Raw genomic sequence first — 18,076 nt, 5'->3', positions numbered from 1 at the left:
CCTCAGTAGGACTTGGGCAGGCCCAGGGTCTGGTGCGAGACGAAGTTGAGAATCATCTCCCGGCTGACGGGGGCGATCCGGGCCACCCGGGACGCGGTGATGAGGGAGGCCAGGCCGTATTCACGGGTGAGGCCGTTGCCGCCCAGGGTGTGGACGGACTGGTCCACGGCCCGTACGCATGCCTCGGCGGCGGCGTACTTGGCCATGTTGGCCGCCTCGCCCGCGCCCATGTCGTCGCCGGCGTCATAGAGGAGCGCGGCCTTGCGCATCATCAGCCGGGCCAGTTCCAGTTCGATGTGGGACTGGGCCAGGGGGTGGGCGATGGCCTGGTGGGCGCCGACGGGCTCCTTCCAGACCTGGCGAACCTTGGCGTAGTCGACGGCCTTGGCGAGGGCGTACCGGCCCATGCCGATGGCGAAGGCGGCCGTCATGATCCGCTCGGGGTTGAGTCCGGCGAAGAGCTGGAGCAGGCCCGCGTCCTCTCCCCCTACGCCTCCCGCGTGCGAGGGACCCGCACCGACCAGGGCGTCGGCGGGCAGCCGGACCTCCTCCAAGACCAGTTCGAACTGTTTCTCCGCCGCCTGTAGTTCCATGTCGATGACGGAGCGGGAGAAGCCGGGCGTCTCGCGCGGCACGATGAACAGGCACGGCTTGAGCCGGCCGGACCTCGCGTCTGCGGTGCGGCCGACGATCAGGGTGGCGTCTGCGATGTCCACACCCGAGATGAACACCTTGCGGCCGGTCAGGATCCAGTCGTCCCCGTCCCGGCGGGCGGTGGTGGTGATGCGGTGGGAGTTGGAACCGGCCTCGGGTTCGGTGATGCCGAAGGCCATGGTGCGGGTGCCGTCGGCCAGGCCGGGGAGCCAGGCCCGCTTCTGGGCCTCGGTGCCGAAGCGGGAGATCACGGTGCCGCAGATGGCGGGCGAGACGACCATCATCAGCAGCGGACATCCGGCGGCGCCCAGCTCTTCGAGGACGATGGAGAGTTCGGTGATGCCGCCGCCACCGCCGCCGTACTCCTCGGGGAGGTTGACCCCGAGGTAGCCGAGCTTGGCGGCGTCGGCCCACAGCTCGTCGGGAGAACGGCCCTCACGGGCCGTGCGGGCGAGGTACTCACGGCCGTAGCGCTGCCCGAGGGCGGCGACGGCGGTGCGCAGGGCCTGGTGCTCTTCGGATTCCACAACGGAGTAGCTCATGCGGGCGTTTCCTCCTGGACTACGGCGAGCAGGGCGCCGAACTCGACCTGGTGGCCGGTCGCGGCGTGGAGCGCGGTGAGCGTGCCGGAGGCGGGCGCGACGATGCGGTGTTCCATCTTCATGGCCTCCAGCCAGAGCAGGGGTTGTCCGGCGGTGACGGCGCAGCCGGGGGCGAGGCCCTCGGCGACGCGGACGACGGTGCCGGGCATGGGGGCGAGCAGGGAGCCGGGGGCGGTGCGGTCCTCCGGGTCCGCGAACCGGGGCAGCCGGGTCAGGGTGTGGGCGCCCGAGCCGCCGTCCACATAGACCTCGGCACGGCCGACACCCCCCTTGTTCGATTTATGTTTCACGTGGAACACGCGTCGGACGCCGTCCACTTCGAGGGCGACGAGCCCCGGCGCCACGGCCAGGACGCGTACACCCGGCTGGTCGACGGGCTGCGGGGGCCCGCTGCGGGCCGGGTGGTAGCCGACCTCGTACTCGGCGCCGCCCACGGCGTAGCGCCGCACCTGGGGCTGGGAGCGGAGGTTGCGCCAGCCGCCGAGGCGGGTGGCGAGCGGGGCGTCGGGGGCGGGGGCGGCGTCGGAGAGGGCGGCGGCGAGCGCGGCCAGTGAGGCGGCCCGCTCCGCGCCCGGGGCGGGTTCGGTGAGGACGGCGAGGTGGCGCTCGTAGAAGCCGGTGTCGAGCCGTCCGGCGGTGAAGTCGGGGTGCCGCAGGGACCGTACGAGCAGGTCCCGGTTGGTGGTCAGGCCGTGGATCCGCGCTCCGGCGAGGGCGTGGGCGAGGGTACGGACGGCCTCGGCCCGGGTCGGGGCGTGGGCGACGACCTTGGCCAGCATCGGGTCGTAGTGCACGCCGACGCCGTCACCGTCCTCGAACCCGGTGTCCACGCGTACCGCGCCGGGCACGGCGAGGGTGTGGAGCACCCCGGTCTGCGGCCGCCAGTCCCGGGCGGGGTCCTCCGCGTACAGCCTGGCCTCGACGGCGTGCCCGGCGGGCGCGGGGGGCTGCGGCGCCAGCGCCGTGCCCTCGGCGATCCGCAGTTGGAGGGCGACCAGGTCGAGACCGAAGACGGCTTCGGTGACGGGGTGTTCCACCTGGAGGCGGGTGTTCATCTCCAGGAAGTACGGGCGCCCGTCGGCGGTGACGAGGAACTCGACAGTGCCGGCGCCCTCGTAGGAGACGGCCCGGGCGGCGGCGACGGCGGCTTGGTGGAGGCGCTCGCGCAGGGGTTCCGGCAGGCCGGGCGCGGGGGCCTCCTCGATGACCTTCTGGTGGCGCCGCTGGAGCGAGCAGTCGCGGGTGCCGAGCGCCCAGACGGTGCCGTGGGTGTCGGCGAGGACCTGCACCTCCACGTGGCGGGCCCGCTCGATGTAGGGCTCGGCGAAGACCTCGTCATCACCGAACGCGGAGCGGGCCTCGGCGCGGGCGGCCTCCGACTCCTCCTTGAGGCGGTCCAAGTCCCGTACGACCCGCATCCCGCGGCCACCACCGCCCGCCGCGGCCTTGAGCAACAGGGGCAGGTCGGCGGCGGTGACGTCGGCCGGATCGACGGGGTCCAGGAGCGGCACCCCGGCGGCCCGCATGAGGTCCTTGGCCCGCGTCTTGGACGCCATGGCCTCGATGGCCCCGGGCGGCGGCCCGATCCAGGTGAGCCCGGCGTCGCGGACGGCGCGGGCGAAGTCGGCGTTCTCGGACAGGAACCCGTAGCCGGGGTGGACGGCGTCGGCGCCCGCCGCGAGGGCCGCCGCCACGATCAGGTCGGCGCGCAGGTAGGTGTCGGCGGGGGCGGTGCCGGGCAGCCGTACGGCCGCGTCGGCGCGGCGTACGTGCAGGGCGTCGGTGTCGGCGTCGGAGTGGACGGCGACGGTGGCGAGGCCCAGGGCGCGGGCGCTGCGGAAGATCCGTACGGCGATCTCGCCCCGGTTGGCGACGAGGACGGATGTCAGGGTCAGGGTCATCTGCGGGCTCACATCCGGAAGACGCCGAAGCCGCCACGGGCGCCCTCGACGGGGGCGTTGTGGACGGCCGACAGGCACAGGCCGAGGACGGTACGGGTGTCGCGCGGGTCGATGACCCCGTCGTCGTAGAGCCGCCCGGACAGGAACATCGGCAGGGACTCGGACTCGATCTGCGCCTCGACGAAGGCGCGCATCCCGGCGTCGGCATCCTCGTCGTAGGGCTGTCCCTTCGCGGCGGCGGACTGGCGGGCCACGATCGACAGCACCCCGGCCAGTTGGGCGGGGCCCATGACGGCGGACTTGGCGCTGGGCCAGGCGAAGAGGAACCGGGGCTCGTAGGCCCGGCCGCACATGCCGTAGTGACCGGCGCCGTAGCTGGCCCCGATGAGGACGGACAGGTGCGGGACCCGGGAGTTGGCGACCGCGTTGATCATCATCGAGCCGTGTTTGACGATGCCGCCCTGCTCGTACTCCTTGCCGACCATGTAGCCGGTGGTGTTGTGGAGGAACAGCAGCGGGATGTCGCGCTGGTTGGCGAGCTGGATGAACTGGGCGGCCTTCTGCGACTCGGCGCTGAACAGCACCCCTCGGGCGTTGGCGAGGATGCCGACCGGATAGCCGTGGAGGGTGGCCCAGCCGGTGACCAGGCTGGTGCCGTAGAGGGGCTTGAACTCGTCGAAGTCGGAGGCGTCGACGATCCGGGCGATGACCTCGCGGGGGTCGAAGGGCGTCTTCAGGTCCGCGGGGACGATGCCGAGGAGTTCCTCCGCGTCGTACAGCGGCTCGCGGGCGGGCGGGGGATCCAGGTGCGGCTTGCGGTGGTTGAGGCGGGCGACGATCCGGCGCGCCTGGCGGATGGCGTCGTGCTCGTCGAGCGCGTAGTGGTCGGCGAGGCCGGAGATCCGGGCGTGCATGTCGGCCCCACCGAGGGACTCGTCGTCGCTCTCCTCGCCGGTGGCCATCTTGACCAACGGCGGACCGCCGAGGAACACCTTCGAACGGTCCTTGATCATGACGGTGTGGTCGGACATCCCGGGGACGTACGCGCCTCCGGCGGTGGAGTTGCCGAAGACGACGGCGACCGTGGGGATGCCGTCGGCCGACAGCCGGGTGATGTCCCGGAAGACGGCGCCGCCCGGGATGAAGATCTCCTTCTGGGAGGGCAGGTCGGCGCCGCCGGACTCGACCAGACTGACGCAGGGCAACCGGTTCTGTCGGGCGATCTCGTTGGCCCGCAGGGCCTTCTTCAAGGTCCAGGGGTTGCTGGCGCCGCCGCGGACGGTGGGGTCGTTGGCGGTGATCAGGCACTCGACGCCCGACACGGTGCCGACGCCGGTGACCATCGAGGCGCCGACCGGGTAGTCGCTGCCCCAGGCGGCCAGCGGGGACAGTTCGAGGAACGGGGTGTCGGGGTCCAGCAGCAGCTCGACGCGTTGGCGGGCCAGGAGCTTGCCGCGGCCGAGGTGGCGGGCGGTGTACTTCTCGCCGCCGCCGCGCAGGGCGCCCTCGTGGGCCGCGTCGAGTTCGGCCAGGCGGTCCAGGGCGGCGGCGCGGGCCGCGGTGTGCTCGGGGGCGTTCGGGTCGACGGTCGTGGTCAGACGGGTCATGGGCCGGTCCCCTCCGGGGCGGACAGCAGGTGGTCCGGGATGTCGAGGTGGCGGGCGCGCAGCCATTCGCCGAGCGCCTTGCCCTGGGGGTCGAAGCGGTGGGCGGAGGCGACGCCGTCCCCGAGGATTCCGGTGATCGTGAAGTTCAGGGCGCGCAGGTGCGGCAGGACGTGCCGGGTGACGGGCAGTGCGGCGGTCTCCGGGAGCAGCTCGCGGAGCGCCTCGGTGGTGAGCGTGCGCCGCAGCCATGCCCAGGCGTCGTCGCTCTCGGCCCAGAGCCCGACGTTGGCGTCCCCGCCCTTGTCGCCGCTGCGCGCCCCGACCACCAGCCCGAGCGGGGCCCGGGTGGTGGGGCCGTCCCACGCCTGTGGCGCGGGCTCGTTCCCGGTGGGCTCGGCGGGCGCGCGCTCGGGCGCGTACTCGGCGTCGGGCTCGGTTCCGCGCTCGGTTCCGCGCTCGGACGGCTCGGGCGGTGTCCCGGGTGCGGTGTGTGGCGCGGCCGGGACGGGGACGCGGGCGCCGTCCGGGAGGACTGCCGTGTGCGGGACGTCGGCGGCCGGGACGGAGTCCGCGGTGAAGACGCCGTACGGCTGCGCCGGGCCCGGCGGGGCGGTGACGTGGAAGCCGGGGTAACTCGCCAGCGCCAGCTCGATCGCCGCGCCGGTCAGCGCCCGCCCGACCCGGTCCGGGGAGGCGTCCCGCACCACCAGGCGCAGCAGCGCGCTCGCCGTCTCCTGCGTCGGCGCGTCCTCGTGGTCCGTGCGGGACAGGGTCCAGTCGACGGCGGCCACTTCCCGTAGAGCCTCCGCCAGTTGGGCCCGGAGCAGCGCGGCCTTCTCCTCGATGTCGAGGCCGGTCAGTACGAACACCACCTCGTTGCGCCAGCCCCCGACGCGGGTCACCCCCACCTTGAGGGTGTCCGGCGGCGGCTCCCCGAGGACCCCCGAGATCCGTACCCGGTCGGGTCCGGCCGGTTCCAACCGGACGGTGTCCAGGCGGGCCGTCACGTCGGGGCCGGGATACCGGGCGCCGTGCGTCTCGTAGAGGAGCTGCGCGGTGACCGTGCCGGGCGTGACGGCGCCGCCCGTCCCCGGGTGCTTCGTGATCACCGACGAGCCGTCCTCGGAGACCTCCGCGAACGGGAACCCGGGCCGGCCCACGTCGTGCCGGGTGAAGAAGGCGTAGTTCCCGCCGGTGGTCTGGGTCCCGCACTCCAGGACGTGTCCGGCCACCACCGCCCCCGCCAGCCGGTCGAAGTCGCCCGGCGCCCAGTCGAACCACCAGGCGGCCGGCCCGCTGACCAGGGCCGCGTCCGTGACCCTGCCGGTGACGACCACGTCCGCGCCCGCGCGCAGGCAGGCCGCGATCCCCGCCCCGCCCAGGTAGGCGTTGGCCGTCAGGGCGTCACCGCGCGCGGAGGCGTACGGGGTCAGGTCGTCGCCCTCCACGTGCGCCACCCTCACCGGGACACCGGTCCTCGCGGCCAGCTCGCGGATGGCGCCGGCGAGTCCGGCCGGGTTGAGGCCGCCCGCGTTGGTGACGATCCGTACGCCGCGCTCGTGCGCGAGGCCCAGGTTCTCCTCCAGTTGGCGCAGGAAGGTCTTCGCATAGCCGAGGTCCGGGTTCTTCAGGCGGTCGCGGCCGAGGATCAGCATGGTCAGCTCGGCCAGGTAGTCCCCGGTCAGCACGTCCAGCGGGCCGCCCGTCAGCATCTCGCGCACCGCGTCGAAGCGGTCGCCGTAGAAGCCGGAGGCGTTCCCGATCCGCAGGGGCCGCCAGCCGATGACCGGGGGCCGCCCGATGACCGCGGGCCGCCCGGTCACCGGGAGCCGCCCGCGCCGGCCGTCGAAGAAGGGCCCTCCGCGTCCTCGGCCGAGGGGGCGCCGTCGGCCGAGGGGGCGCGACCCGGACCCGGCGGGCCCGCGAACGCCTGGGCGATGTCCAGCCAGCGGTCGGCGTCGGGGCCGGTCGCCGTCAGGGCCAGATCGGCGCGGTGGGCGCGCCGGGTCACCAGCAGGCAGAAGTCCAACGCCGGGCCCGTCGCCCGCTGCTCGGCGTCCTCGGGCCCGTACGCCCAGGTCGTGACGCCGTCCGGGGCGAGCAGCTCCACCCGGAACTCCGCGCCCGGCGCCCGCAGGCCCCGTACCGCGTACGCGTAGTCCCGCGCCCGCACCCCGATCCGCGCGACGTGCCGCAGCCGGGCCGTCGGGACCCGTCGGACACCGAGCGCGTCGGCGACGTCCTGCCCGTGCGCCCAGGTCTCCATCAACCGGGCGCTCGCCATCGAGGCGGCCTTCATCGGCGGCCCGTACCAGGGGAAACGCCCCTCGGGGTCGGCGGCGGCGAGGGCCTCGTCCAGCGCGGCCCGTCCCGCGCGCCACCGGGCCAACAGATCGGCCGGGTCCAGCAGCGCCCCCTCGGCGGCGCCCTCGTCCACGAAGGTGTCCGGTGCCTTCACCCCCTCCTCGGCCATCACCGCGAAGCCCTCGGCATCGGTGAGGGCGAGCAGCGAGGCCCGGTCGGTCCAGTGCAGGTGGGCGATCTGATGGGCGACGGTCCACCCGGCGGCGGGTGTCGCCCTCGCCCACTCCTCCTGCGGCAACTCCCCCACCAGCGAGTCCAGTTCGGCCCCCTCCGTACGGAGATCGGCGAAGACGGCGACAGCGGACGGATCGGGCACGGTGCGCTCCCCTTCTCGGCGTGGGGGAAGCCTGGCAGGGGTCCGAGAAACAATCAAGCATGCTTGCATGATTTGTGGGACGGCCGCCGCGTTCCCGCCGGCGGCACAACTACGGTCGCTCGAAGACGCATTGGGCGGGTCACCGGCCGGGCGTGGGCAACGACGCCCCACCGCCGTCGGCCGGCACGGGGGCGATTTCGGCCGTACGCCGGAAACTCGCGGAACGTCTGCGATGTCGCGCCGATACTGAATGCCCCGCCTTCGGCGCGACCCGGCGCATGCGCGCGCAGCGCGGACAACCGTTCCTGTCATGGCACGTGAGGCACTCGACGAAGAGGACGAACCGACGTGACGTACGCGAACCCAGCCGCCTTCTCCCTCTACCCCGAACTCGACGCCACCGCCCTGGCCACCTTCGTCACCGCCCTGGAAACGGGCGACGTGACGGGGCTGTCCCCCGCCCGCGCCGCCGACGTGGCCGAGGTGCGCTCGCTCGTCGTGTTCAGCCGCGGCAAGGTCACCGGCGCCGGCGGCGCGCTGCTCGACGCCGCGCTGTGGCGGCACACCGGGCCGCAGCCCCGGCCGGTGATCGTAATGCCCTCGCCGTGGACGGACCTCGGCTGGCTCACGTACGCCGTCCAGGCCGGCCTGTTCGCCGCCCGCGGGTACGACGTCCTCGCCTACACCGCGCGCGGGTTCGGCGCGTCGGAGGGGCAGGTCGAGGTCGCCGGCCCGCTCGACGTCGCCGACGGCAGCCGGGCCCTGGACCACGTCATCGAGCGCACCTCCGGGCCCGTCACGAAGATCGGCTTCCTCGGGGACTCGTACGGCTCCGGCATCAGCCAGCTCGTCGCCGCGCACGACACCCGCGTGGACGCGGTCGTGGCGATGAGCACCTGGGGCGACCTTGGCGAGGCGTTCTTGGAGAACTCCACCCGCCATGTCGCGGCCGTACGGGCGCTGCTGAACGCGGCGGCGCGGGCCCGGCTCAGCCCTCAGACGGAAGGCGTCTTCGAGAACGTCCTGGCCGACCGCGACCTCGACGGCACCCTGCGCTGGGCGGAACCGCGCTCGCCCTTCACCCACGTCAAGGAACTCAACCGGCGCCGGGTGCCCGTCCTGTTCGCGCAGGCGTGGCACGAGACGCTCTTCCCCGGCAACCAGACCCTGAAGATGTTCAACGAGCTCACCGGCCCCAAACGCATCGACCTCTCCATCGGCGACCACTCGGGCCCCGAGATGTCGGGCGTGCTCGGACTGCCGAACCGGATCTGGACCGACGCGCACCGCTGGTTCGACCACCACCTCAAGGGCGTGGACAACGGCATCGCCGCCGAAGGGCAGGTGGTCGCCGAGGTGATGTGGACCAAGGCCCTCGAAACCGCCCCCACCTGGCACGCCCTCACCCGCCGGTTCCGCCGGGTGCACCTCGCGGGCGGCGGGGAGCTGGCCGAGAAGCCCGAGGCCGGCTGGACCGCGACCGTCGTCTGCGGGATCGACACCCCGACGACCGTCGCCGACGAGATCGTCCGCTCCGGGTACGCGGAGATCGCCGGCCTGCCGAAGGCCTACCCGACCGGCGACATCGACCGCTCCGTGGCCGCCGTCTGGGCCACCGCGCCCGAAGAGGCGGGCCTACGGCTGCGCGGCACGCCCCGGCTGCGGGTGACGTACCGGGCGGCGAACCCGGGCTCCGGCTTCGTCGCGTACCTCCTGGACACCGCGCCCGACGGGACGGCCCACATCATCACGCACGCCCCGTACAGCGACCTCGGCTCGGCGCCGGACAGCCTGATCAGCGCGGACATCGACCTCCAGGCGACGGCGTACGACGTCCCGCCCGGGCATCGCGTCCTCCTGGTCGTCGACGCCCTCGACCCGTTCTACGCGGACCCCAACCTCCCCCGCGCGACACTCTCCATCACCTCCCCCGAGGCGACCCCCTCGTACCTGGACCTGCCGCTGGGCTGAGGACCGGCCCGGCCTACGAGGACGAGGTACGACGCGACCGGGCGCCGAGTTGGGAGCGGACCGCGCCCATGCTGGCCGCGATGACGAGGGCGATGGCGAGGGCGTCCACGAGGGACATGCCCTGGTGCAGGACCAGGAAGCCGGCGCTCGCCGCGATGGCCGGTTCCAGGCTCATCAGGATCGCGAAGGTCGGGGCGGGCAGCCGGCGCAGGGCCAGCAGTTCCAGCGTGTACGGCAGGACGGAGGACATGACGGCCACGCCCAGGCCCAGCGCCAGGGTGCTCGGCACGACGAGGTCGGAGCCGGCCTCGACCACCCCGAGCGGCAGCGAGATGACCGCGGCGACGGCCATCGCCAGGGCCAGGCCGTCCGCCTGCGGGAAGCGGCGGCCCGTGCGCGCGCTGAAGACGATGTACGCCGCCCACATCGCGCCCGCCCCGACCGCGAAGGCGGCGCCCAGCGGGTCGAGGCCGCCGAAGCCCCCCTCGCCGTGGCCGGCGAGGAGGGCCACCCCGGCCAGGGCGAGGGCCGCCCACAGCAGGTTCATCAGGCGCCGGGACACGATCACGGACAGGGCGAGCGGGCCGAGCACCTCCAGGGTGACGGCGGGGCCGAGCGGGATGCGGTCGATCGCCTGGTAGAAGAGGCCGTTCATGCCGGCCATGGTCACGCCGAACCAGAACACGGTGGTCCAGTCGGCCCGCGCGTAGCCGCGCACCTTGGGCCGGCAGACCAGCAGCAGCACCAGGGCCGCCGCCGCGAGCCGAAGGGTGACCACGCCCGCCGCGCCCGTCCGGGGCATCACCATGACGGCGAGGGCGGCACCGAACTGCACCGAGACCCCGGCCGAGACCACCAGCGCGACCGGCCCGAACCGCGCCCGTACACCGGAGGCGGACGGCGCCGCGTCGCGGGACGCGCCGGTGAGGGAGGCGCTGTCGGGGGACGCGGGCACGGTGTCGGAAGCCGAGGGGGACGGGGTCATTCCACCAGGCTAAGGGGTCCATAACGGGTGCGATGCCGTGTTCTGCCTTACATTGCGCACACCCCCGTAACCCCCGCTAAGCCTCCTCGGCGAGGACGTCCGCCAAGACCTCCGCGAGGTGACGGGCCCGGCGCCCTTCGCCGAGCTGCGCGATCTGGGTCCGGCAGGAGAATCCGTCCGCCAGGAACACGGCCTCCGGCGGCGCGGCCCGCAGCGCGGGCAGGAGCTGTTCCTCCGCGCAGGCCACCGATACGTCGTGGTGGCCGGGCTCGAAGCCGAAGTCGCCCGCCAGGCCGCAGCAGCCGCCGCTGAGCCCGCCGGTGAGGCCGGCCCGCTCGCGCAGCCGGCGGTCGGCCGCGTCGCCGAGCACGGCGTGCTGGTGGCAGTGGGTCTGGCCTGCCACCGGCCGGTCCAGGCGCGGCGGGTGCCACTGCGGGGCGTATTCCTCCAAGGTCTCCGCGAAGGTCCGGACGGCCGCCGCCAGCCGCGCCGCGCGCGGGTCGTCCGGCAGCAGGGTCGGCAGGTCGGTGCGCAGGGCCGCCGCGCAGCTCGGTTCGAGGACCACCACCGGGCCGGCCGCCTCCCCGAGGGTGTCCAGTGTGCGGGTGAGGACCTGCCGGGCGCGGGCCCGGCGGCCGGTGGAGAGGTACGTCAGACCGCAGCAGACCCGGCCGGGCGGCAGGGACACCCCCAGCCCGGCCGCCGCCAGGACCCGTACGGCGGCCCGGCCGGTCTCCGGGGACAGGTACTCGGTGAAGGTGTCCGGCCACAGCGTGACGCCCCCGGTGCCGGCGCCCGCCCCCGACCGGCGGGCTCCGGACCGCCGCCACCACCGGGTGAAGGGCTCCCGGGCCGGCGACGGCAGCGCGCGGCGCCGGTCCAGCCCCGGCACCGGCACCAGACGGGCGGCGGCGCCCACCGGCCCCGCCGCCCGCACCGCGGCGATCAGCCGCAGCCACTGCGGCAACCCGCCCAGCGTGTAGTGGGACAGCGGCCGGATCCGGCCGGCCCAGTGCCGCTCCAGGAACTCGGACTTGTACGTGGCCATGTCCACCCCCACCGGGCAGTCGCTGCGGCACCCCTTGCAGGCCAGGCACAGGTCCAACGCCTCGGCGACCTCCGTCGAGCGCCAGCCGTCCGTGACGATCTCCCCGGCCAGCATCTCGTGCAGCAGCCGCGCCCGCCCCCGCGTGGAGTGCCGCTCCTCCCCGGTGACCCGGTACGAGGGACACATCACCTCCGCGCCGACCGGCTCCGTACCCCGGCACTTCCCGACGCCGACGCAGCGGGCCACCTCTCCGGCGAACGGCGTCGCCGGCAGTACCGCGAAGCGCAGGTTCTCGTCCAGCCGCGCCGGGCGGACCAGCATCCCCGGGTTCATGCCGCCCACCGGGTCCCACACGTCCTTGTAGGCGCGGAACAGATCCAGCACCCGGGGTCCGTACATCCTCGGCAGCAGTTCGGCGCGTGCCTGCCCGTCGCCGTGCTCCCCCGACAGGGAGCCGCCGTGCGAGACGACGAGGTCCGCCAGCGCCGAGGAGAACTCCCGGAAGCGGGCCACCCCGGCCGCCGACACCAGGTCGAAGTCGATCCGTACGTGGACGCAACCCTCCCCGAAGTGCCCGTACGGGGACCCGCGCAGCCCGTGCGCCGCCAGCAGCGCCCGGAACTCCCTCAGGTACGCGCCGAGCCGGACCGGCGGCACCGCGCAGTCCTCCCAGCCCGGCCAGGCCATCTCCCCGGTCGGCAGCCGGGTCGCCGTGCCCGCCGCGTCCTCGCGGATCCGCCACAGGGCCCGCTGCCCGGCCGGGTCGGTGACCAGCGCCGCGTCCAAGGCGTCGGCGCCCCCGACCAGCGCCCGGGCGGCGCCCTCGTCCCGCATCTCGACGAACAGCCACGCCCCGCCGCGCGGCAGGTCCCGCGCCGCGGGGCCGACGAGGTCCCGGGCCATGCCCTCCACCGTCAGCGGGCGGTACGGCAGCAGCCCCGCCGCCGCGTCGGCCGCCGCGCTCTCGTCGGCGTACCCGAGCACCGCGAGCACCGGCGCGCGCGGCGCCTCCACCAGGCGCACCACCGCCTCGGTCACCACCCCGAGGGTGCCCTCGCTCCCGCAGAACGCGCGGGCCAGCCCCACCCCGCGCTCGGGGAGCAGGGCGTCCAGGCCGCCGTAGCCGGAGATGCGGCGGGAGAAGCCGCCGGCCATGCCCGTGCGCAGCACCGCCAGGTTCCCGGACACCAGCTCGCGCAGCCCCTCGGGGGCGCCGGTCCAGCCCGTGCCGATCCGGTGCGGGGTTCCCCCGTACCCGGTCACCGCCAGCTCCGTCACGTTGTCGGCGGTGGTGCCCCAGGCCACCGAGTGGGCCCCGCACGCGTTGTTGCCGATCATCCCGCCCAGCGTGCAGCGCGAGTGGGTGGAGGGGTCGGGGCCGAAGGTCAGCCCGTACGGGCGCGCGGCGTCCCGCAGCCGGTCCAGTACGAGGCCCGGTTGGACGACGGCGGTCCGCGCGGCCGGATCCAGCGCCACCAGGGCGTTCATGTGGCGGGTCAGGTCGAGCACCACCCCGGTGCCGGTGGCCTGGCCCGCGATGGAGGTACCGCCACCGCGCGGCACGACCGGGACCCCGGCCTCGGCGCATACCCGCAGCGCCGCCGCCACGTCCTCGGCGTCGCGCGGCGCGACGACGCCGAGCGGGACGCGCCGGTAGTTCGAGGCGTCCATGGTCACCAGAGCCCGCGCCGCGGCGCCGAAGTCCACGTCCCCGCGCAGATTCGCCCGCAATGACCGTTCGAGTTCCCCGGATGCCGTCACGGACTCCACCCTGCCACCGCCCCCATGCGTCTCATCGGGTGGACGCGCTCCCGGAACGGCGACCGGGACCCGATACGCTCCGCTCGTGGCTGAGATCCAGATTCCCGCTGACATCAAGCCCGCCGACGGACGCTTCGGCGCGGGCCCCTCCAAGGTGCGGACCGAGGCGCTCGACGCCCTGGCCGCCACCGGTACCTCCCTGCTCGGAACCTCACACCGCCAGGCCCCGGTCAAGAACCTGGTCGGCTCGGTGCGCCAGGGACTCCGGGACCTCTTCTCGCTGCCCGAGGGCTACGAGGTGATCCTGGGCAACGGCGGCTCCACCGCCTTCTGGGACATCGCGACGGCCGGTCTCATCGAGAAGAAGTCGCAGCACCTCACCTTCGGTGAGTTCTCCTCCAAGTTCGCCACCGCCGCGAAGCTCGCGCCGTGGCTGGACGCGCCCTCCGTGATCTCCTCCGAGCCGGGCACCCACCCCGAGCCGGTCGCCGAGGCGGGCGTGGACGTGTACGCGTACACCCACAACGAGACCTCGACGGGTGTCGCGGCGCCGATCAAGCGCGTCGCGGGCGCCGACGCCGGGTCCCTCGTCCTGGTGGACGCGACCTCGGGCGCCGGTGGTCTGCCGGTGGACATCACCGAGACCGACGTCTACTACTTCGCCCCGCAGAAGTCGTTCGCCTCCGACGGCGGCCTGTGGCTGGCGGCGTTCTCCCCGGCGGCCCTGGAGCGCGCGGCCCGCGTCCACGCGTCCGGCAGCCGGCACATCCCCGAGTTCTTCTCGCTGCCCACCGCGATCGACAACTCGCTGAAGAACCAGACGTACAACACCCCGGCGCTCGCCACCCTCTTCCTGCTGAACCAGCAGCTGGAGTGGATGAACGGCCAGGGCGGCCTGGAGTTCACCACCGGCCGCAGTGCGGCCAGCGCCCGCAACCTGTACGGCTGGGCGGAGGCGTCGAAGTACGCGACCCCGTTCGTCGCGGACCCCGCCAAGCGCTCGTCCGTCATCGGCACGATCGACTTCTCGGACGACATCGACGCGGCCGCCGTCGCCAAGGTGCTGCGCGCCAACGGCATCGTGGACACCGAGCCCTACCGCAAGCTCGGCCGCAACCAACTGCGCGTCGCGATGTTCCCGGCGATCGACCCGGCCGACGTGCAGGCGCTCACCGCCTGCGTCGACTACGTGATCGAGAAGCTGTAACGCGCGAACCCGTACAACGGGGCCCCCGGTGCCGCAGGTGCCGGGGGCGCCGTCGTTCCCACGGCCCGGGGCGTCCCGGACATCGTCCGGGTGGCGTTCGCGCACCTCACCGGCCGGGAGGCCACCCGTACGCGATACCTTCATGAGGTCCGGGGCCGAGCGCCCCGGGTGCGGGTCCACTGATACTTGGAGGCAGCGGCGTGAGCGTGCGAGTGACGGCGGCCCAAGGCGGCGTGGACCCCTTCGGCACGGCCCGGTTGCGGCGCGGGGTGCTCGACGCCTGGGGCGCGGGCCCGGCCCGGTTCCGCGAGGACGCCAACGCCGAGGAGGACCTGGCGCTGGGCGGCTACCGCGACCGCCTCGTGGTCGAACTGGCCCAGAACGCGGCCGACGCCGCCGCCCGCGCGGGCGTACCGGGCCGGCTGCGGCTCACCCTGCACCCGGGCGACGGGGAACACGGCCACGCGGTGCTCGCCGTCGCCAACACCGGCGCCCCGCTGGACGCGACGGGCGTGGAGTCGCTGTCGACGCTACGGGCCTCCGCGAAGCGGGAGCCGGCCGGCGCGGGCGGTTCCGCCGAGACCGTGGGCCGCTTCGGCGTGGGCTTCGCGGCCGTCCTCGCCGTCACCGACGAGCCCGCCGTACTCGGCCGGCACGGCGGTGTCCGCTGGTCCCTCGCCGAGGCCCGCGAACTGGCCCGGGAGGCATCGGGCGGCAGCCCCGGCCTCGGTGACGAGCTGCGCCGCCGCGACGGCCACGTCCCGCTGCTGCGACTGCCGTTGCCCGCCGAGGGCACCGCGCCGCAGGGCTACGACACCGTCGTTGTCCTCCCGCTGCGCGACGCCGCCGCCGAGGAACTCGTGGAGCGGCTGCTGGCCGGGATCGACGACGCGCTGCTCCTGACGCTGCCCGGGCTGCGCGAGGTCGTCGTGGAGACCCCCGCCGCCGGGCACCGGGTGCTGTACCGGCGCACCGAAGGCCCGTACACCGTCATCGAGGACTCCGCCTCCGGCACCCACCGCTGGCGCACCGTCCGCCACAGCGGCCCCATCGAGCCCGCCCTGCTCGCCGACCGGCCCGTGGAGGAGCGGCTGCGGCCCTTCTGGACGGTCACCTGGGCGGTGCCCGCCGACATCGAGGGCGCACCCCAATACCCGCGCACCGCGCCCGTCGTCCACGCACCCACCCCGACCGACGAGCCGCTGGGCATCCCCGCCCTCCTCATCGCCTCGCTGCCGCTCGACACCAGCCGCCGCCACCCCGCGCCCGGCCCGCTGACCGACTTCCTCGTGGAGCGCGCCGCCGACGCCTACGCCGAACTCCTGCGCGACTGGGAGCCGGTGAGCACCGACCTCGTCGACCTGGTGCCCGGCCCGCTCGGCAAGAGCGAGCTCGACGGGGCCCTGCGCGGCGCCGTCCTCCAGCGGCTGCCCCGTACGGCGTTCCTCGCGCCCGCCGCGCCCTCCGAGGAGCTGAAGGCGCTGCGCCCCTTCGAGGCGGAGGTGGTCGAGGGCGCCGGCGCCGACACCGTACGGGTCCTGGCGGAGGTGCTGCCGACCCTGCTCCCGGCCGGGCTGGAGCGCCGCCCCGAGCTGCGCCACCTAGGCGTCGGCCGGCTTCCGCTGGGCGACGCCATCGAGCGGATCGCCGGCATCGAGCGCACCCCCGAGTGGTGGTACCGGCTCTACGACAGCCTCGCCGGGGTCGACCCGGACCGGCTCTCCGGCCTGCCCGTACCGCTCGCCGACGGCCGTACCGCGATCGGGCCGCGCCACATCCTGCTGCCCGGCGCCGACACCCCCGCCGGTCTGGCCCGCCTCGGGCTCAAGGTGGCCCACCCCGAGGCCGCCCACCCGCTGCTGGAGAAGCTCGGCGCGCTCCCGGCGACCCCGCGCGCGGTCCTGACGACCCCGCAGGTCCGGGCGGCGGTGGCGGCCTCCCTGGACGCGGGCGAGATCTGGGACGAGGACGCGCCGGACGCCGACGAGCTGGCCGAGGTGGTCCTGACCCTGGTCCGCGACGCCGGCCTGGAGCCCGGCGACGAGCCGTGGCTGGGCGCCCTCGCCCTGCCCGACGAGGACGGCGAACTCACCCCGGCGGGCGAGCTGCTGCTGCCCGGGTCCCCGCTGGCGTCGGTGATCCGCGAGGACGAGATCCCGTACGTCGACGCGGGGTTCGCCGAGCGGTGGGACGCCGAGACCCTCACCGCCGTCGGCGTGCTGGGCACCTTCCAGCTCGTCCGCGCCAACGACGTGGTCTTGGACCCCGACGAACTGGAGCCCCGTGACGGCGACTTCGCAGAGCCGGACGACGCCGGCCTGCTGGACGCCGTCGACGTGTGGTGCGAGGACCTCCTGGACCAGCTCCCGGACACCCCCCTGCCGCCGGTGGCCACCGAACTGATCGGCGTACGGGACCTGGACCTCGTCGACGACGACCGCTGGCCCCAGGCCCTGGCCATGCTCGCCCAGCCCCCGCTGCGCGACGCCCTGACCCAACCCGTGCGGGTCCTGCTCCCCGACGGCACCACCCGCTCGGTGCGCCCGTACACCGCCTGGTGGCTGCGCGACCACCCGGTGCTCGACGGCCGCCGCCCGGCCGGTCTGCGCGCGGCGGGCGGCGACCCGCTGCTGGCCGGGCTCTACACCTCCGCCGACGCCACCGGCTTCGAGGACGAGCAGGTGCTGCAGGCTCTCGGCGTACGGACCACCGTGGACGCCCTGCTCGACGAACCCGGCGGCGCGGCCGAACTCCTGGGCCGCCTCGCCGACCCCGACCGGGAGGTCTCGGACCGCCAGCTGCACGCCCTCTACGGGGCGCTGGCCGAACTGGACCCCGAACAGGTCACCCTCCCCCACGACCTGCGGGCGGTGGTCGACGGCGAGGTCCGGGTGGTGGACGCGGCCGACGCGGTGATCGCCGACGCCCCCGACCTGCTGCCCCTGACGGCGGGCCTGCCGCTGCTGCCGGTCGCCCCCGCCCGGGCCGCCGACCTGGCGGAACTGCTCCAGGTGCGCCGTCTGTCGGACACCGTCCCGGCGGAGGTCACGACCCCGGGCGAGGAGCACGAGGTCCCGGAGGCGGTACGGATCCTGCTGGGCCCCGCGACGCCGCGGACGTACGTCGAGCACGAGGAACTGGTCGCGGGCGGCACGGAACTCGACTGGCGCCGCACCCCGGACGGCACCCTGCACGCCGCCACGCTGGAGGGCGTCGCGGCCGGCCTCGCCTGGTCGGCGGGCCAGTGGCCGCGCCGCTTCGAGGTCGCGGCCCTGCTGGAGGACCCCTCCCGCACGGCGGAACTGGCCCGCGACCGCTGGTTCGACTAGGGCACGTCTGACGGCCCGTACCGGCGCCGCGGCCGCTCCCCCGCTGGGACGTGGTGGTCCCCGTGGCGGCGCACATCTGGGCCGCGGGGACGAGCCGGTACGCCGTGGACAGCCGGTAGGACGACAGTCTGAGCACGGGCAGCACGGGCAGCGCGGTCCACTCTCCGGTGAAGGCCGGGGCGGTGCCGCTGTTGGAGCCGACGGTGCCCACCACGGCGGCCCGCGCCTGCGGCCGGCGGCTGGTACGGCAACGGCGCCGGCGCCGGCTGGGTGTACGCGCCCTACACGGACGACTCCAACGCATGGCGCACCGGCCTCGCCGAGTGCAACT

Annotated in this window: 10 protein-coding genes; 3 read left to right on the top strand and 7 right to left on the bottom strand. The window is 74.7% G+C overall.

Going from position 1 to position 18,076, the window contains the following annotated elements; all coding sequences use genetic code 11:
* Positions 1 to 2: 2 nt before the first annotated feature.
* The 5 genes from ABZ934_RS19950 to ABZ934_RS19930 are packed head-to-tail and all read right to left on the bottom strand — an operon-like array spanning position 3 to position 7,444.
* Positions 3 to 1,196 carry an acyl-CoA dehydrogenase family protein gene (locus tag ABZ934_RS19950; protein ID WP_361314780.1) on the bottom strand — a complete coding sequence of 398 codons (1,194 nt, stop codon included), beginning with the start codon at positions 1,194 to 1,196 and terminating at the stop codon, positions 3 to 5.
* Positions 1,193 to 3,157, bottom strand: coding sequence for a biotin carboxylase N-terminal domain-containing protein (locus ABZ934_RS19945; RefSeq protein ID WP_361314777.1), 1,965 nt, complete (start codon positions 3,155 to 3,157; stop codon positions 1,193 to 1,195). The genes ABZ934_RS19950 and ABZ934_RS19945 overlap by 4 nt, the downstream gene beginning before the upstream one ends.
* An 8-nt stretch (positions 3,158 to 3,165) precedes the next feature.
* The gene (locus ABZ934_RS19940) at positions 3,166 to 4,764 is read right to left on the bottom strand and encodes a carboxyl transferase domain-containing protein (protein ID WP_361314774.1); all 1,599 of its coding nucleotides are present in this window, start codon (positions 4,762 to 4,764) and stop codon (positions 3,166 to 3,168) included.
* A complete protein-coding gene (locus ABZ934_RS19935) occupies positions 4,761 to 6,587 on the bottom strand; it encodes an acyclic terpene utilization AtuA family protein (protein ID WP_361314771.1) in 1,827 nt (608 codons plus the stop codon). Before ABZ934_RS19935 ends, ABZ934_RS19940 begins: the two co-directional genes overlap by 4 nt.
* Positions 6,584 to 7,444, bottom strand: a complete 861-nt coding sequence (locus ABZ934_RS19930) for a TIGR03084 family metal-binding protein (RefSeq protein ID WP_361314768.1) — start codon at positions 7,442 to 7,444, stop codon at positions 6,584 to 6,586. The genes ABZ934_RS19935 and ABZ934_RS19930 overlap by 4 nt, the downstream gene beginning before the upstream one ends.
* Before the next feature lie 348 nt (positions 7,445 to 7,792).
* Here ABZ934_RS19930 and ABZ934_RS19925 point away from each other — a divergent pair, with 348 nt between their 5' ends.
* Positions 7,793 to 9,415, top strand: a complete 1,623-nt coding sequence (locus ABZ934_RS19925) for an alpha/beta fold hydrolase (RefSeq protein WP_361314765.1) — start codon at positions 7,793 to 7,795, stop codon at positions 9,413 to 9,415.
* A gap of 13 nt (positions 9,416 to 9,428) precedes the next feature.
* On the opposite strand, the gene ABZ934_RS19920 is transcribed toward ABZ934_RS19925, so the two are convergent.
* Together ABZ934_RS19920 and ABZ934_RS19915 are read right to left on the bottom strand one after the other, a co-directional pair.
* On the bottom strand, positions 9,429 to 10,400 hold the full coding sequence (locus ABZ934_RS19920; protein WP_361314763.1) for an EamA family transporter: 972 nt from the start codon (positions 10,398 to 10,400) through the stop codon (positions 9,429 to 9,431).
* A gap of 76 nt (positions 10,401 to 10,476) precedes the next feature.
* Entirely contained in the window at positions 10,477 to 13,119 is a 2,643-nt protein-coding gene (locus ABZ934_RS19915; protein ID WP_361314859.1) for an FAD-binding and (Fe-S)-binding domain-containing protein, read from the bottom strand.
* A 175-nt stretch (positions 13,120 to 13,294) separates the two neighbouring features.
* On the opposite strand from ABZ934_RS19915, the gene serC reads away from it, so the two are divergent.
* Entirely contained in the window at positions 13,295 to 14,416 is a 1,122-nt protein-coding gene (serC, locus tag ABZ934_RS19910; RefSeq protein WP_361314761.1) for a phosphoserine transaminase, read from the top strand.
* A 200-nt stretch (positions 14,417 to 14,616) separates the two neighbouring features.
* A complete protein-coding gene (locus ABZ934_RS19905) occupies positions 14,617 to 17,745 on the top strand; it encodes a molecular chaperone Hsp90 (protein ID WP_361314758.1) in 3,129 nt (1,042 codons plus the stop codon).
* The last annotated feature ends 331 nt before the right edge of the window (positions 17,746 to 18,076 follow it).

It is taken from the genome of Streptomyces sp. NPDC046557 (assembly GCF_040645975.1).
GTDB lineage: Bacteria > Actinomycetota > Actinomycetes > Streptomycetales > Streptomycetaceae > Streptomyces.
Note: the sequence above shows the minus strand (reverse complement) of the source record. Positions and strands in the feature narration are given on the sequence as shown.

Bases quoted from the DNA above. Each gene is read 5' to 3' on its own strand.
- ABZ934_RS19950 (WP_361314780.1), bottom strand. From the start codon at position 1,196: ATGAGCTACTCCGTTGTGGAATCCGAAGAGCACCAGGCCCTGCGCACC.
- ABZ934_RS19945 (WP_361314777.1), bottom strand. From the start codon at position 3,157: ATGACCCTGACCCTGACATCCGTCCTCGTCGCCAACCGGGGCGAGATC.
- ABZ934_RS19940 (WP_361314774.1), bottom strand. From the start codon at position 4,764: ATGACCCGTCTGACCACGACCGTCGACCCGAACGCCCCCGAGCACACC.
- ABZ934_RS19920 (WP_361314763.1), bottom strand. From the start codon at position 10,400: ATGACCCCGTCCCCCTCGGCTTCCGACACCGTGCCCGCGTCCCCCGAC.
- ABZ934_RS19915 (WP_361314859.1), bottom strand. From the start codon at position 13,119: ATGGACGCCTCGAACTACCGGCGCGTCCCGCTCGGCGTCGTCGCGCCG.